This window comes from Ferrimonas sp. YIN67, assembly GCF_057219095.1.
In genome coordinates this window covers 725,947-740,464 of record NZ_JBXVVJ010000002.1, presented here as the reverse complement: position 1 = coordinate 740,464, position 14,518 = coordinate 725,947, and the positions used below count along the sequence as shown (strand labels likewise).

Genomic DNA, 14,518 nt, shown 5'->3' with positions numbered 1-14,518 from the left:
CTGTTGTCGTTGGTGTTCACCCGATAAGGAGAGCAGGCTTGGCGTCCATTTCCCCCGACCATCATCACCCACAATTTGAATGGTCTTTTTTGCATCCCAAGTATTGGGGGCTGTGGTTGGCCCTGTTGGTTGCGGCCCTGCTGGCCTACTGCCCCTATCGTTTGCGCGACGCCTTGGCGGGACGGATTGGACGCATTGCAGGACGTCACTCCAAGTCTATGCGACGCCGTGCTCGGATCAATCTGGAGTTGTGTTTTCCCCAGTGGGATGAGCAGCGACGGGAGCGGGTCTTGGATGAGATGTTTGAGCGTGCCGCCCAGGTGATGTTCTCCACCGGGATCCTGGTGGTGCGCAGCAAGCGCTACCTGGAGACGCGGATCAAGCTAAGGGGACTGGAACATCTGGAGAGTCTGTTTGCACAGGATAAGAAGGTGATCCTGATGGTCCCTCATACTTGGGCCATCGAATTTCCCGGGGTGTTGTTAGCGTCTCGAGGCCATTCGTGGACGTCGATGATGAGTCCGGATAAAAACCCCATGCTGGACTGGATGATGACCCTGGCACGCAATCGTTTTCCCGGTAAGCTCTTTACCCGTCAGCATGGGATCAAGGCGATGCTGGCGGCGATCCGGGCCGGACATATGGCGTATTATCTGCCGGACCAGGATCACGGCATGGCTAAGAGCGAATATGTGCCTTTCTTTGCCACCCATAAGGCGACGCTGCCTGGATTGGGACGAATGGTTGAGTCAACGGATGCCGTGGTGGTGCCCCTGTGCGCAACCTATGATCCCAACACGGGCTTGTATGAAGGGCATATTCGGCCGCCGATGTTGGATCTGCCCAGTGGGGATCGGGTCACGGATGCTCGGCGGATGAATGAGGAGATCGAAGCGATGATCACGGCAAATCCTGAGCAATACATGTGGATCCTGAAGATCCTCCGTAGTCGACCCGAAGGAGAGCCGGATCCCTATCGGCGCCCATGAAGCTGCTCCTTAGCCCGCCTTGTGCGGGCTTTTTTCTGCCTGCGATTGCTGTTTATTCCGGCGACTGAAGTTTGCCTGTCTGTTGTTATGATTCGGCCTGGGTTAAGGTTGGGTTAATAATAATAAGTACCAGGATGGTGCATATGACTCCCTCTTCTGCCGGTTACCGGGCGCCATTTCATTGGCATATGTTGGCCCCAATCCATTGGCCTGCTTGGTTCGCTGTCGCGGTATTGGCGCTGACGGCCTTTATTCCCTTGAGCGTTCGCCAAGGGGTGAGCTCTGTGTTCGCGCCTCTGCTCAAAGTGTTGTGTCGTAAACCCGTGCGGATCGCCCGGCGAAATCTACTAGCCTGTTACCCCCAATACAGTGAGGCTCAGCGAGAACGCTTGCTGACACAATTGGTGTACGCCTTCTGCTGTACCGCACTGGGCATGGGAGAGCTGGCGGTACGCGGTCGCTCCTATCTGGAGCGTCGCATCCATATTGATGGACAAGAGCATATGGACATAGCGCGGGCCCAGGGCAAACCCATAGTGTTTCTGGTCCCCCATATGTTTGCCCTGGAGTATGCCGCAGCCGGTCTGGCGCTGACCGGCCTGCCCATGGTTGGCTTGGTGAAACATCATCGAAGTCCGGTCTTTAACTGGTTTGCTTGCCGCCAGCGACTGCGCTTTGGTGGACGCTTGTATCATCGTGATATGGGGATCGCGACCGTGATTCGGGCACTGAGACAGGGGGATAGCCTGTTTTACCTGCCTGATCAGGATCATGGTGCAGAAAACAGCGAATTTGCCCCCTTCTTTGGGTGCCAGAAGGCGACGCTGCCGGTGATCAGTCGTATTGCCCGTTGCAGCGGTGCTGTGGTGCTGCCGCTGAGTACCGGTTACGTGGATGGGCAGGTACGGCTGGTGCTGGATCCCCCATTGAACCTGGAGCAATTGGACAAGCCTGCCGAAGCTCGTTTGCTTAATCAGCAGTTGGAGCGCTTGATTGGACGCCACCCGGAGCAGTACATGTGGTTCTTAAAGGTGCTTAAAAGCCGGCCCGAGGGGGAGATCCGGTTTTATTAAAGTAAACTGGCTTCCTAGGTTCAGCCCTTCGCGAGTTTGGTCGCATCAGGGAGGCAGATCCGATTTAGCATACAGGCCCCGTCATGTTCGAACTTCGCCCCCTGGGGGCTTATGATCTTCCTTTACTTAGCGCATTGTATGGCTGCGCTGACCGAATGAGCCAGGTCGGACCCGTGATGGAGTGCGCACAGATCCAGACGTTGCTGGATGAGAGGTTGCAGCCTTGGCAGCCGGGAGATCTGCATTGGCGCTGCTGGGTGATCCTTCACCGGGGTGAAGGCGCCGGGATCGTAGGTTGGCGACAGTTACCCCTGGCTCAGAGCACCGCAGAAGTCGGTTTTATGTTGTTGAAACCTTATGAAAAGCATGGTCTGGCCCGCAGGGCAGTGCGCCAGATCATCGGGCACAGCTTGCTTCCCTTGTCATTTGAACGCCTGGTGGCCTTGTGTACCGTCGGCAACCGGAGCAGTTGTGCGGTGTTGACAGGCTGTGGTTTTCAGCGGGTTGGACGACTGCCGGATAGTGTCGAACTGGCGGGTGGGCTGGTCGATTCCTGGATGTTCGAGCGGGATCTGATCGAGTAAAGCGCCTTACTGGCTGCGATCCTGTGATAACCGGGGCAGTGGACACTCGCCCCTGATCAGGGCCTCTTTCCTGGCCTTGGGCCACCGCTTGATCTGGTACTCGGTACGCAGTGCCTGGCTTCGCACACCGATTTTCTCGAAGAATTCCAGGGTGAGTGGTCCCTTGCCCCGTAGCGCCTTTGCCCCCTTGGGAGCCCCTTGTTGATGTTCGGAAAAACGACGCTCGACGTCCGTGGTGATCCCGGTATAAAGGCTGTTGCTGCCGGTTCGGATGAGGTATAGCCACCAGGCTGAAGGGGACATAGGGGATCTCTGAGGCTTTGACAGCGGGATCATACCCCGGCGGCGACCTGTTGTCCTGCTTTAAGAGGGAGGTAAGGTTTGCATTGGCGCTGGAAAACTCATTATTCTGCGGAGAGTTTATCTAGTAAGGGATTTGGATAATGAAGCGTCTGGTGATCTGTGCTTGGGGCGATTGGAGCGGGGATGAGGTGACGGCAGAGCAGGCCAGTGTGGCGCGCCTGGCCCGGGGGATCCTGCCACGCAGTCAGCAGGGTGTCGGCCAACAGATCCTGATGTTAAGGGTGTCAGCAAAGGGGAGCCTGGATCCGGCGACTCTGGATACCGCCTTGCTTGATGCTTATCGAGCCGTCTGCCTGAATTATGAGCCGGGTGATCAGCTCTATCTGTTGGGCCAGGGTGTGGGCAGCTACCTGTTGCGACGCCTGGCGAGCATGTTGGAGCACTGTGGTGTGATGAGACGCAGTTGTCTTGGTGAGGCTCCCCTGGCCTTGAGGCAATTCTATTCACCACAGATCCTGGAAGACGATCAACTGCTGAGTCAGTTTCGGGCACAGTTTTCCCAGGCGGACGAGTGCCAGATTGCCTTTATGGGGTTGATCGAGCCCGTTGGAGAGCGGGGGGTTCCGGCTCGAGTCCTTGGAGTGCTCAGCGAAACGGCGTTGTTTCATGATCAGGGCCTTTCGCAAACCGTCTGTGTGGCGGAGATCGCCTGGGCGCTGGATGAACAGAGGGGCGACTACACGCCCTGTGACTGGCTGGATGAGGGGCAGGCCTCGGTTGCTCGTACCTGGTTTGTGGGCAACCATGACGATCTGTTGGGGGCCTCGTCATTGGCGGATCCCGTTATAGGGCATTTTGCCGAGCGTTTACAGGCACTGGAGCTTGAGCTGGATCCGGCGTTGTTTGCACAACTGCAAGATCCCACCGACATTACGCCGGGAGCCGGTTCAACCTATGCTGACCACTTTGGTTTGCAGCAAAGATATCCCTTGCCACACCATGCCTTGCACGCCAGCGTCGAGGAACGCATGGCGGTGCGTTACTACGAACATCCCGGGGTAGCAAGCTGGATGCAGCAGGCACACTCTGAGCCTTGATGGCAAAGGGCTCGGTGCGTTTTGCCTTTTGCCGGATGCGTCGTAAAGGGATCAGGGTTTGTCCGGTGGTGGCTTTAGCTGCACGATATCGGCCTGTGTTTGGCGAAAGCCCGCAGGATCTCTCAGGGCAAATGCCAGGGTGTCGAGTTTGCCACGCATCATGGCCATGGCGGTTACCATCCTATGGTAGGGGTTGCTGCAGCGATCCAGTCGTGTGTCTATCTGGTGTTGCAGCGCGGCCAGTTGGGTTTGTTCGCTCGATTCGTCGATGGTTTGACGGATCAACCTTTGCCTTAACTGTTCCAACTGTTCCGGGTTTTCCTTGGCCAGGCGCATCAGGGTATCGAAGTCTGGTAAGGTGACCAAAGGTAAGCTCCAACGGAGGGGGCAGGAAAAAGGAAACCGCTCCGTTGGCAAAGCAAAGACCCAAAGCGGCATTTTGGCAAGGGAAAGGCGATGAGTTGTCACCACCGCCGACATGCTTTGGATTGCCAATTTTGCCCTGTTGGCACCGCCAATTGGGGCCTCACCGTGCGGCGTTTGAACCGCGAGGAGTCCAGGGACGGAGGTTAGCCTCGGGTGCCGACGTAATAGTTGGTGCGCCCTGGCGGATCCAGGTACTGGAGGGCAGCCGGGGGCAGGTTGTCCGGCAGCAGGGTGCTTTCGATCTTCAACTGCATCTCCGCCAGGCTGACGATGGGTGCATCGATAGAGGGGATGGCGGGATCGTAGAGGACGACATTGGGCTGCAATAGGTTGCTTTCGTTGGTGGCGATCACCATGGCGTATTGCCTGTTTTCCAAGCGAACCAGCGACGCTGGTGGGTAGATCCCCATCATCTTGATGAAGAGCTGAAGATATTCTCGGTTAAGTTGTCCCTGGCGGTGTTTGAACATCCAGGCAAGGGCATGGCTTGGTGGCCGAGGTTGGTGGACCCGATGTAGCAGTTCATCAAAGTCATTGACCACGGCAACCAGTTGCGCCAGCGGATCGATTTGATCCCCCTGGAGACGGTCAGGAAACCCTGAACCGTCTCGATATTCATGGTGCTGACGTATGATGGCTCGGCTGCTGGCTGGCAGTTGGGGTTCTTCCCCCAGTAGTTTGAGTCCCAGGCGCGGATGCTGCTGGTAGAGCAATTGGGCTTGTCGGTCCTGATGTTGTCGCTGTGCAACACCAGCGGGTAACTTGAGCTTGCCCAGATCGTGCAGCAGGGCACCGAGTCCAGTGGCATGCAGTTCATCGCGGCTCAATCCCAGTTTTCGGCCCAGCATCATCGAAAGCAGCATCACATTGAGGCTGTGGTGGTGGGGATCATCACTGTGTTGGCCGCTTCCCATCAGGTGAAGATCCAGTTCTTCAGCGCTGTGGAGATATTCGAGAGTGTCGCTCACCAGCTCACTGGCGACGACGGTCGCATGGGCAGGGCGTTGTTGAAACTTATGGTTAACGTTGCGGATCCGTCCCAGGTTGTTGTTGTAGCGTCTCTGGGTTTCCTTGAGGGCGCGCCGGTGTCGGTTCAGGTGCTCGATGCTGCGGCGCTTGTTGTGATCCATCTGTCTAAGCAGTACCGGGGCGTCAACAGCGAACTCCTGGGGCTCTGGGCTTCCGGACTCGTCCACTTGTGAACGTTTGAGGTCCAGTTCAACATGCTTGAGACCAAGCTGCTTGATCACCATGATCTGCCGTGGATCTTTAATACGGAATCGATTCATTAGGAAAGGATGGTCGCGCCAGGGCAGGGGAATGATCACGACATGGCCTATCTGGATCTCGTCGACCGGAATATGCACTTTCTCTTTCTGCATAAAATGCCAGCAGGTTGGAAACTCTGCTGGCATTTTAACTGCTTTGTGAAAGAAAAATAAGCCTTTATTTACGAGTTAGTAACTCCACCAGCAGTTCGTCACGACTCCAGAGCTGGTGTGCGATTTCACTCCCGCGCTCGTCTTGGAGCATAAAGCTGGGGTCCTCTGCATAATCTTCGGCTTTGTCCAGCTCCATCATCGGGGCAGAAAGGAAGTAGTCCTGGGACTGCTGAGCATCGAAGGCCAGTACCTGGATCTCGCTGCGAACGAAGTGGTGTTGTTCTGTGTTGGGAATAAACAGCTCGTCATACCGGACGGTGAGTACCTGGGTACCCTGCATCAGTGGAAGGCGATCTTCATAGCTTTCCACCGGATTGCCATTGACCGTCAGGATCTGCACGTTGTCGGCCGGAACGAGATCGCCACCTTGAGTGGCAAAAGTGAGCAGGGTTAGCGAAATGAAAATAAGCGATTTCATGGTGACGGGCTCCTTTGGCTGCACTGTCCAGGCAATAGACCGGCCTAAGGTGCCCTTTCATTCACTTTTTATCGTAACCGTTAGCGGGTATAACCAAGGCGATGCGAGCGCCGCCCAACGGGGAGTCATCGATCTCCAGTGTTCCGCCGTAGCTGCGGCTGAGGGCATGACACACCGCCAGGCCAATTCCTTGACCGGGATGACGCTCGTCGGCCCGAACTCCGCGTTGCAGTACGAGCTGGCGTAACTCTGGCGCAATGCCTGGGCCGTCGTCTTCCACTACCAGGCTCAATTTGTTGTCGTCATCAAGGCTGACGCTGATCCGGACCAGGGAGCAGGCGAACCGATGAGCGTTATCCATGAGATTACCCAGAAATTCCATCAGGTCGTCCCCGCTCCCGGGAAAGGTGTCATCATCCTTGAGCTTCAACTGACAGTTGATGGCTTTATCGCGATAGACTTTACTCAACATCTGTTTGAGCTGGCTGGCAATGGGTTTGATGGCTACCTGTTCTTGGATCAGGCCCTGGCGTCCCATGACGGCTTTGCGCAGTTGGTACTGGATCAGTTGGTCCATCTGGCTGAGCTGATCGTACAGATCGTTGCGGTGTTGCTGAGGGTTGCCCTCGGGATCGTCCATGATGGCCTGGATTGCCGCGAGGCGGGTTTTTAGGCTGTGAGCCAGGTCTTTCATGGCATTTTGATACACTTCGCTGCGCACTTCCCCCTGTTCCAGCAGTGCGTTGAGCGCATTACCGATCCCCTCTAACTCCCTTGCCTGGGGAGCAGCCAGACGCTTACGCTTACCGGCAATCACCTCATTAAGCTGTTGGCACATCTCTTTCAAGGGCTTCATGCCCCAACGGGCACAGCTGATCAGCAAGATCAGGATCACCGGTAGGAAGATGAGCATCTTGATGGTGGTTACCCGGTTCTTGGCTTCCAGTACTTCTTTGGCTTTATTGGCGCTGCGAAAGACCACCATGGTGATCTCTCCCTGCTTGGTGTTGATCGCCACCGGGTAGACGTAAAAGGCGTCACCGCTGCCCAGTTGCACGGGCTTGGTTGGCCAGTGATCAAGGCTTGTTCCACCCTCGCCGATGAACTGTGAACATTCTCCGTTCATGCCCAGTTGGCGCAGGCGTCGCGAGACGAAAGTGAGCTGAGGACCATCACAGATGGCAAAGAGGTTGGTACCGGGCCGGAAATCATCGAGCTCCAGCCACTCTTCCGGCGCTTGATGCATTCCCTCTTGCCGGAGTTCAATGCCAATGGCCGCGAGCTGGGATGGCAGGCTCGTTCCTACGTGGCTGTAGATCTCACGTTCGTTCTCGAATCGCTGGGCGCCCGCCAGGGCCATCAGACTGAGCGTCAGTAGCAGCATGGAGGTGCCAATCACACGGCGAAAGATGGTTGGGTGCTGTCGACAGCGGTGTTTATTGGGCATCAGTTGCAGGCCTGGTTGAAACGGTAGCCTTGGCCCCGAATGGTGGCAATCGGGTTCTCCATACCGCCGCTGACCAATTTTTTACGCAACCGTGAGATCATTACTTCTACGGTGTTGGGATCCCCTTCCCGGTCTTCATAGAGGACGTCGAGGAGGCGCTGTTTGGACACGACCTGCTGATGATGGCGCATCAGGTATTCGAGGATCTGGTATTCGAATGCGGTCAGTTCCAACACTTCATTGGCCAGCACCACGCGACGACCGGTCAGGTCCAGACTGAGCTCGCCGCAGTGGATCTCGGGCTTAGTAAATCCCGCGCTTCGCCGGACTAGGGCATTCATCCGGGCTTCGAGCTCTTCAATGCGAAAGGGTTTGACGACATAGTCGTCGGCCCCGGCGTTGAGTCCCTCCACTTTGTCCTGCCAGCTGTTGCGTGCGGTAAGGATCAAGATAGGAAAAGCCTTGCCCTGCTCCCGCAGGCGACGGATCAGGGAAAGGCCACTTTCATCGGGAAGGCCGAGATCGATGACTGCCACGTCCAGTGGATAGTTGTTGGCGAGGTATTCACCTTCGGATGCGGTTTGGCTGGCCTGCACCTGATTGCCCAGATCAGTCAGGCGAACTTTCAGGTGGTGACACAGGAGCGGATCGTCCTCAATAACCAGGATCTGCATGGTGGCGTTTTTCCTTCGTGGTAGCAGGTTTATTTGGCCAATTTGTAGCAGCTATTGTGCCATAGCCCAAGTGACAGGGCCTGTATCGTCGCTGAATCAAGATGCCAACCGGGAAGATGAATGGGGTTACTGTTGTTTTATACAGTTGTTTTGGTAGGATAGCGTTAGATGGAATAACACAACAGGGGGGGCCAACATGGCGGTGGTCGTCAAATACGTGGTTGAACGCAAAGGTGAGGAAGTGATGACCTTTTCCAGTAAAGCAGAAGCCGATGCCTACGATAAGATGCTCGATATGGCGGATGGGTTGGCGGATTTTCTGGAGAAAACGTCCCTGCTGTCCGATGCACAGATAGAGGAATTGTCTCTGTATATGGCGCAGAATAAAGAGACTCTAGGTACTTTGCTGAAGGGAAAGAAGGCCAGCAAGCCGGTTGCAAAGGCTTCGAAAGTGGCCCAAGAGCAGGCCGCCTGAGGATCAGTTCGAGCGAGTCAATAAGAAAGCCCATCGTTTTGCCGATGGGCTTTCTTGATCTTGCTGGGGCCTACTCGGCCGCTTTGGCTTTGCGGCGAGGAGTGGGTGCTGGCGCTGCCGCCGGGGTTGCGGGGACGTTCAGGGCACCGGAGGCGATTTCGGCGACGGTTTCACTCAGCTTGGTGAGGTCGGCCACATTGGCTTTAACAAATTCTTCGGCCTTGTTACGAACCTCATTAGCGTAAGCGCTTTGCTGCTCGATCACTTGCATGGGGCTCTTACAGGCGGTCAGGCTCTTGCTGACATCGGCACCGCTTTTGAACAGTTCGGTCAGGTATGAGTTGCTGCGCAGCGCAATGTTGTTGGCAAATTGAACGTTAAGTTCGCTCAGTTTTACTTGATTCTCAATGGCACGCTGCAGTCCATCTTCGAACTGCTGTTTCATATCGTTGAACATAGCTAGGCTCCTTGAAAGTTAGAAAGGAATTGTGCGCCGCACAATTTCATTGTCCAATTTATGGTCAGCAGGTCCAAAGGTCAAGAAAAATTGTGCGGTGCACAAAAGTGTAAGCTGGGGGAGAATGGGTCGTGCCTTTTGATGAAAAAGGCTGTGAAGCTGTTGCGCAAGACTCTACACTGGAGGAAATCCATTTCGGCACTGCAATATGAAACTGATCAAGCGTTACCCCAACCGTCGCCTGTACGACACAGAGCGGAAAGGTTACATCACCCTGTTGGACGTACGGGGATACATCAAGGGTTATGAAGCGTTTCAGGTGGTGGATTCGAAGAGTGGGGATGACATCACTCGCCAGGTGTTGTTGCAGGTGCTCTCCGAGATGGAGAGCGAAGGGCATGCATCGGTACTTACCAACAAGTTTTTGGAAGAGATCATTCGTTTGTATGACAGTCGTATGACCGGAATGGCCGGTCAGTGGTTGGAGCAGGCGATGGTGGGCCTCCTTTCTCAGCAACAGCGCTGGCAACAGGAGCTTAAACGCATGCAGGATATGAATCCGGCTACGCTCTTCACGTCGTTTTTTACGCCGCCGGATATCGACCCCAATAAGCGTGACGATCCGGAACGCTGAACACGCGCATCCCTTTTACCCCAAATCAAGCCTCGCTCCTTAGTACCGAACGCACACCCTCCGATCAGCTGCTACAGTGAACGAATAGGGTGATAGTTTCTGATATCTAGGGAGTTTTCATGGGAAAGGCGATCCTGGTCAGTGCGGTAAAAGGGGATGTATACGTAGTCCAGCCGGATTCCACTCTCAGTCAGGTTTTGACCGGTAATGTTTTGGCCGAAGGCATGCAGCTGGTATTGGGAGATGGTGCGCAGATCAATCTGGGTACCGGTGAAGAGCCTTTGGTTATTGATGGGTGCAGTGTTTGCCGCATTGGTGAAGTGACGGAGGAGGGATCTACCCTTAGTGTGACCTCCCACCCCATAGAGCCCGGTTTTGATCTTGCGGCGTTGCAGCAACTCTTGGCTGAAGGAGGGGATCCCTCCAATGTTATGGCTCCCCCGGCGGCCACCTCGGCCAGCAGTGAGCATGGCGAAGGGGCTTGGATCGAACGTACTGGCCGAGCAACCCTGGCGGAGGCCGGATTCGACACTCAAGCGAATGGCGTGATGACGATGCCGCTGGCGACAGCTCCTTTTGTCACGGATCTCCCCGCAACAACGGAGCCGGGTGCTGGCAGCGTCATTGAAGATATTCAACCCTCGACCTCGGACCGACTGCGAGTGGTTGATCCCGATGGGATCCCCCCCACCTTTGTTCCGGCTCAGCTTCTGGGGGAGTACGGGGCATTCAACCTCGATAGCGATGGCAACTGGAGCTATACCCTCAACGCCAATGCCGATCCCCTGGCCGAGGGGGAGCAGGCCAGTGACACCTTTACCGTCACCCTGTCTGACGGCTCCACCACTCGGGTGATCATCGAGATCACAGGGACCGACGATCTGCCGGTGATCTCCAGTGGCTCAGGGAGCGTGGTGGAGGACAGCCAACCCAGTACTTCGGGGACGCTCACCGCCACGGACGTCGATAACCCGAACTTAAGCTTTGTACCCGGGAGTCAGAGTGGCGCTTATGGCGAGCTGAGCTTGGATAGCGATGGCAACTGGAGCTATACCCTCAACGCCAATGCCGATCCCCTGGCCGAGGGGGAGCAGGCCAGTGACACCTTTACCGTCACCCTGTCCGACGGCTCCACCACCCGGGTGATCATCGAGATCACAGGTACCGACGATCTGCCGGTGATCGCCAGTGGCTCGGGGAGCGTGGTGGAGGACATCCAACCCAGCACCTCGGGGACGCTTACCGCCACGGACGTCGATAACCCGAACTTAAGCTTTGTACCCGGCAGCCAGAGTGGCGCCTATGGCGATCTGGTCTTGGATAGCGATGGCAACTGGAGCTATACCCTCAACGCCAATGCCGATCCCCTGGCCGAGGGGGAGCAGGCCAGTGACACCTTTACCGTCACCCTGTCTGACGGCTCCACCACTCGGGTGATCATCGAGATCACAGGGACCGACGATCTGCCGGTGATCTCCAGTGGCTCAGGGAGCGTGGTGGAGGACAGCCAACCCAGTACTTCGGGGACGCTCACCGCCACGGACATCGATAACCCAAACTTAAGCTTTGTACCCGGCAGTCAGAGTGGCGCTTATGGCGAGCTGAGCTTGGATAGCGATGGCAACTGGAGCTATACCCTCAACGCCAGTGCCGATCCCCTGGCCGAGGGGGAGCAGGCCAGTGACACCTTTACCGTCACCCTGTCCGACGGCTCCACCACTCGGGTGATCATCGAGATCACAGGCACCGACGATCTGCCGGTGATCTCCAGTGGCTCAGGGAGCGTGGTGGAGGATAGCCAACCCAGTACCTCGGGGACGCTCACCGCCACGGACGTCGATAACCCGGCCTTAAGTTTTGTACCCGGGAGTCAGAGTGGCGCTTATGGCGAGCTGAGCTTGGATAGCGATGGCAACTGGAGCTATACCCTCAACGCCAATGCCGATCCCCTGGCCGAGGGGGAGCAGGCCAGTGACACCTTTACCGTCACCCTGTCCGATGGCTCCACCACCCGGGTGATCATCGAGATCACAGGGACCGACGATCTGCCGGTGATCTCCAGCGGCTCGGGGAGCGTGGTGGAGGACAGCCAACCCAGCACCTCGGGGACGCTCACCGCTACAGACATCGACAACCCGAACTTAAGCTTTGTGCCCGGCAGTCAGAGTGGCGCCTATGGCGAGCTGAGCTTGGATAGCGATGGCAACTGGAGCTATACCCTCAACGCCAATGCCGATCCCCTGAGCCAAGGCGAACAGGCCAGTGACACCTTTACCGTCACCCTGTCTGACGGCTCCACCACCCGGGTGATCATCGAGATCACAGGGACCGACGATCTGCCGGTGATCTCCAGCGGCTCGGGGAGCGTGGTGGAGGATAGCCAACCCAGCACCTCGGGGACGCTCACCGCTACAGACATCGACAACCCGAACTTAAGCTTTGTACCCGGGAGTCAGAGTGGCGCCTATGGCGAGCTGAGCTTGGATAGCGATGGCAACTGGAGCTATACCCTCAACGCCAGTGCCGATCCCCTGGTCGAGGGGGAGCAGGCCAGTGACACCTTTACCGTCACCCTGTCTGACGGCTCCACCACCCGGGTGATCATCGAGATCACAGGTACCGACGATCTGCCGGTGATCTCTGTTGGCCAAGACAGTGTCATCGAAGATCTCCAACCAAGTGTGTCCTGTACCTTGACGGCACATGATCCGGACAATCCCAATTTAAGTTTTATCCCCGATAACCAGAGTGGCACCTATGGCGAGCTGAGCTTGGATAGCGATGGCAACTGGAGCTATACCCTCAACGCCAATGCCGATCCCCTGGCCGAGGGGGAGCAGGCCAGTGACACCTTTACCGTCACCCTGTCTGACGGCTCCACTACTCGGGTGATCATCGAGATCACAGGCACCGACGATCTGCCGGTGATCGCCAGTGGCTCGGGGAGCGTGGTGGAGGACAGCCAACCCAGCACCTCGGGGACGCTCACCGCCACGGACGTCGATAACCCTAACTTAAGCTTTGTACCCGGGAGTCAGAGTGGCGCCTATGGCGATCTGGTCTTGGATAGCGACGGCAACTGGAGCTATACCCTAAACGCCAATGCCGATCCTTTGTCGGATGGAGAGCAAGTGAGCGACACGTTCACTGTGTCCCTGTCTGACGGGTCCACAACGACGGTGACGGTGAATATTTTGGGCAGTAGTGAGGGACCGGTGGTGATCGGCGGTGCGGTATTGTTGATGGAGCCGCTCTACCTGGACAATGTTCTGGGAGTCGATGGTACGGGGGAGGGAACGACGACGGTAACCTACCCGGATGGTACGGTGATCTCCACAGAAGATGGCCTGCTGTATTTTAGCGGGGGGCAGGGGATCGGGGTCGGTACGAATGGCCAATTTCGCATCAGTGGAGACGATGAACTGACGATCAGCTTCAAGGAGGGGTATACCTTTTCCAGCGTTGATTTGACATTAAAAAATGCCGGAAGCGAGATCATTCGTGTGGTGTTTTTCGACCAGTATGGCGACGTCATTTCGGAAGAGCTGTTTGATGTGGCGGTTTTGGCGCAAGATAACGACAATGCGTTAGACCTTATTACCCTAGGTCCTGCAAATGGTGAATTCTTTGCTTCGTTTACCATCAGTGATGCTGACAACATAGGCGATGGTTTCACACTGTTTTCCATTCAGACGCAAACACTGGCTTATCCTTTAACCCTTGAGTTCAGCCTAAGTAGCGGTGCGGATCTGGACACCCTGGATTCCGTGATCCTCTCAGGCTTGCCCGATGGAGCGGGTCTAACGGCAGATGAAGGGCTGGACCCTCAAATGATCGTCGATAACGGCGATGGCACCTGGAGCCTTGATGTTAACGCCTTTACTGAGGACCCTGCTAAACCCGGTGTCTATAGGCTCGAGGGGATCACCCTTAATGTTGAGGCACTCCTGCCCGATGGGTACTCACCCTCCATGACGGTGCAGTCAAATGATGGAGGAGTAACCGCCTATACCATTGTTGATGGTAGTGATGGCAATTTGCTTCAGGGCGGGGAGGGGGTCGATGCACTCTATGGCGGAGGGGGAGATGATCAACTCCAGGGACATGGTAACGATGACATTCTGCAAGGTGGGCGCGGCAACGATATTCTTACCGGTGGCGACGGTGGTGATCTCCTGATTTGGTCCGCCAATGATGCCGATGGGGGAATAGACACCATTACGGACTTTGGTCAAGGACACGACACGCTTGATCTTAGCGACCTGTTGCAAGGTGAAGAGCTCGGGGACATTAATGATTTCCTTCGGGTTGAGACTGTGTCCGATGGTCAGGGAGGCTTCGACACCCTACTCTCCATCGACGTTGACGGTGCAGCCGGTGGCCAGAGTGTTCATCAGAGCGTGCTGCTCAAAGGTATCGACTACAGCGGGATGAGCAGTGCCGAGATCCTGACTCAGCTTCTGGATAACAACCAGCTGATCATCGATGAGAACGGTTAA

General features: G+C 56.3%; 14 protein-coding genes. 7 read left to right on the top strand and 7 right to left on the bottom strand.

The window, feature by feature from the left end; translation table 11 throughout:
* Positions 1-38: 38 nt before the first annotated feature.
* From lpxM to AC2D8U_RS06890, 3 genes are all read left to right on the top strand, one after another.
* The gene (gene lpxM / locus AC2D8U_RS06900) at positions 39-989 is read left to right on the top strand and encodes a lauroyl-Kdo(2)-lipid IV(A) myristoyltransferase (RefSeq protein WP_484618323.1); all 951 of its coding nucleotides are present in this window, start codon (positions 39-41) and stop codon (positions 987-989) included.
* A gap of 143 nt (positions 990-1,132) precedes the next feature.
* On the top strand, positions 1,133-2,062 hold the full coding sequence (locus AC2D8U_RS06895; protein WP_484618322.1) for an LpxL/LpxP family acyltransferase: 930 nt from the start codon (positions 1,133-1,135) through the stop codon (positions 2,060-2,062).
* Between the two features lie 83 nt (positions 2,063-2,145).
* Positions 2,146-2,646, top strand: a complete 501-nt coding sequence (locus tag AC2D8U_RS06890) for a GNAT family N-acetyltransferase (RefSeq protein WP_484618321.1) — start codon at positions 2,146-2,148, stop codon at positions 2,644-2,646.
* Between the two features lie 6 nt (positions 2,647-2,652).
* Here AC2D8U_RS06890 and AC2D8U_RS06885 read toward each other — a convergent pair whose 3' ends face one another.
* Positions 2,653-2,949, bottom strand: a complete 297-nt coding sequence (locus AC2D8U_RS06885) for a GIY-YIG nuclease family protein (protein ID WP_484618320.1) — start codon at positions 2,947-2,949, stop codon at positions 2,653-2,655.
* 140 nt (positions 2,950-3,089) lie between these two features.
* Here AC2D8U_RS06885 and AC2D8U_RS06880 point away from each other — a divergent pair, with 140 nt between their 5' ends.
* Positions 3,090-4,046: a T6SS phospholipase effector Tle1-like catalytic domain-containing protein gene (locus AC2D8U_RS06880; protein ID WP_484618319.1), complete on the top strand. Its 957-nt coding sequence runs from the start codon at positions 3,090-3,092 to the stop codon at positions 4,044-4,046.
* Between the two features lie 51 nt (positions 4,047-4,097).
* On the opposite strand, the gene AC2D8U_RS06875 is transcribed toward AC2D8U_RS06880, so the two are convergent.
* The 5 genes from AC2D8U_RS06875 to AC2D8U_RS06855 form a co-directional block, all read right to left on the bottom strand.
* Positions 4,098-4,412 (bottom strand): DUF3135 domain-containing protein, encoded by a 315-nt coding sequence (locus tag AC2D8U_RS06875; protein ID WP_484618318.1) that lies wholly within the window; start codon positions 4,410-4,412, stop codon positions 4,098-4,100.
* 203 nt (positions 4,413-4,615) lie between these two features.
* Complete coding sequence (locus AC2D8U_RS06870; RefSeq protein ID WP_484618317.1) at positions 4,616-5,887, bottom strand: HD-GYP domain-containing protein; 1,272 nt, start codon at positions 5,885-5,887, stop codon at positions 4,616-4,618.
* A 31-nt stretch (positions 5,888-5,918) separates the two neighbouring features.
* Positions 5,919-6,332 (bottom strand): DUF2057 family protein, encoded by a 414-nt coding sequence (locus AC2D8U_RS06865; RefSeq protein WP_484618316.1) that lies wholly within the window; start codon positions 6,330-6,332, stop codon positions 5,919-5,921.
* Positions 6,333-6,393: 61 nt separating this feature from the next.
* A complete protein-coding gene (locus AC2D8U_RS06860) occupies positions 6,394-7,779 on the bottom strand; it encodes an ATP-binding protein (RefSeq protein ID WP_484618315.1) in 1,386 nt (461 codons plus the stop codon).
* Entirely contained in the window at positions 7,779-8,453 is a 675-nt protein-coding gene (locus tag AC2D8U_RS06855) for a response regulator (protein WP_484618314.1), read from the bottom strand. Before AC2D8U_RS06855 ends, AC2D8U_RS06860 begins: the two co-directional genes overlap by 1 nt.
* A 196-nt stretch (positions 8,454-8,649) precedes the next feature.
* Between AC2D8U_RS06855 and AC2D8U_RS06850 the strand changes: the two genes are divergently transcribed.
* The gene (locus AC2D8U_RS06850; protein WP_484618313.1) at positions 8,650-8,928 is read left to right on the top strand and encodes a YebG family protein; all 279 of its coding nucleotides are present in this window, start codon (positions 8,650-8,652) and stop codon (positions 8,926-8,928) included.
* 70 nt (positions 8,929-8,998) lie between these two features.
* Here AC2D8U_RS06850 and AC2D8U_RS06845 read toward each other — a convergent pair whose 3' ends face one another.
* The gene (locus AC2D8U_RS06845; protein ID WP_484618312.1) at positions 8,999-9,385 is read right to left on the bottom strand and encodes a phasin family protein; all 387 of its coding nucleotides are present in this window, start codon (positions 9,383-9,385) and stop codon (positions 8,999-9,001) included.
* Positions 9,386-9,593: 208 nt separating this feature from the next.
* Here AC2D8U_RS06845 and phaR point away from each other — a divergent pair, with 208 nt between their 5' ends.
* Together phaR and AC2D8U_RS06835 are read left to right on the top strand one after the other, a co-directional pair.
* Positions 9,594-10,019, top strand: coding sequence for a polyhydroxyalkanoate synthesis repressor PhaR (gene phaR, locus AC2D8U_RS06840; protein WP_484618311.1), 426 nt, complete (start codon positions 9,594-9,596; stop codon positions 10,017-10,019).
* Between the two features lie 119 nt (positions 10,020-10,138).
* Positions 10,139-14,518 carry a retention module-containing protein gene (locus AC2D8U_RS06835; RefSeq protein ID WP_484618310.1) on the top strand — a complete coding sequence of 1,460 codons (4,380 nt, stop codon included), beginning with the start codon at positions 10,139-10,141 and terminating at the stop codon, positions 14,516-14,518.

Bases quoted from the DNA above. Each gene is read 5' to 3' on its own strand.
- AC2D8U_RS06895 (WP_484618322.1), top strand. From the start codon at position 1,133: ATGACTCCCTCTTCTGCCGGTTACCGGGCGCCATTTCATTGGCATATG.
- AC2D8U_RS06890 (WP_484618321.1), top strand. From the start codon at position 2,146: ATGTTCGAACTTCGCCCCCTGGGGGCTTATGATCTTCCTTTACTTAGC.
- AC2D8U_RS06885 (WP_484618320.1), bottom strand. From the start codon at position 2,949: ATGTCCCCTTCAGCCTGGTGGCTATACCTCATCCGAACCGGCAGCAAC.
- AC2D8U_RS06880 (WP_484618319.1), top strand. From the start codon at position 3,090: ATGAAGCGTCTGGTGATCTGTGCTTGGGGCGATTGGAGCGGGGATGAG.
- AC2D8U_RS06870 (WP_484618317.1), bottom strand. From the start codon at position 5,887: ATGCCAGCAGAGTTTCCAACCTGCTGGCATTTTATGCAGAAAGAGAAA.
- AC2D8U_RS06865 (WP_484618316.1), bottom strand. From the start codon at position 6,332: ATGAAATCGCTTATTTTCATTTCGCTAACCCTGCTCACTTTTGCCACT.
- AC2D8U_RS06860 (WP_484618315.1), bottom strand. From the start codon at position 7,779: ATGCCCAATAAACACCGCTGTCGACAGCACCCAACCATCTTTCGCCGT.
- AC2D8U_RS06855 (WP_484618314.1), bottom strand. From the start codon at position 8,453: ATGCAGATCCTGGTTATTGAGGACGATCCGCTCCTGTGTCACCACCTG.
- AC2D8U_RS06850 (WP_484618313.1), top strand. From the start codon at position 8,650: ATGGCGGTGGTCGTCAAATACGTGGTTGAACGCAAAGGTGAGGAAGTG.
- AC2D8U_RS06845 (WP_484618312.1), bottom strand. From the start codon at position 9,385: ATGTTCAACGATATGAAACAGCAGTTCGAAGATGGACTGCAGCGTGCC.
- phaR (WP_484618311.1), top strand. From the start codon at position 9,594: ATGAAACTGATCAAGCGTTACCCCAACCGTCGCCTGTACGACACAGAG.
- AC2D8U_RS06835 (WP_484618310.1), top strand. From the start codon at position 10,139: ATGGGAAAGGCGATCCTGGTCAGTGCGGTAAAAGGGGATGTATACGTA.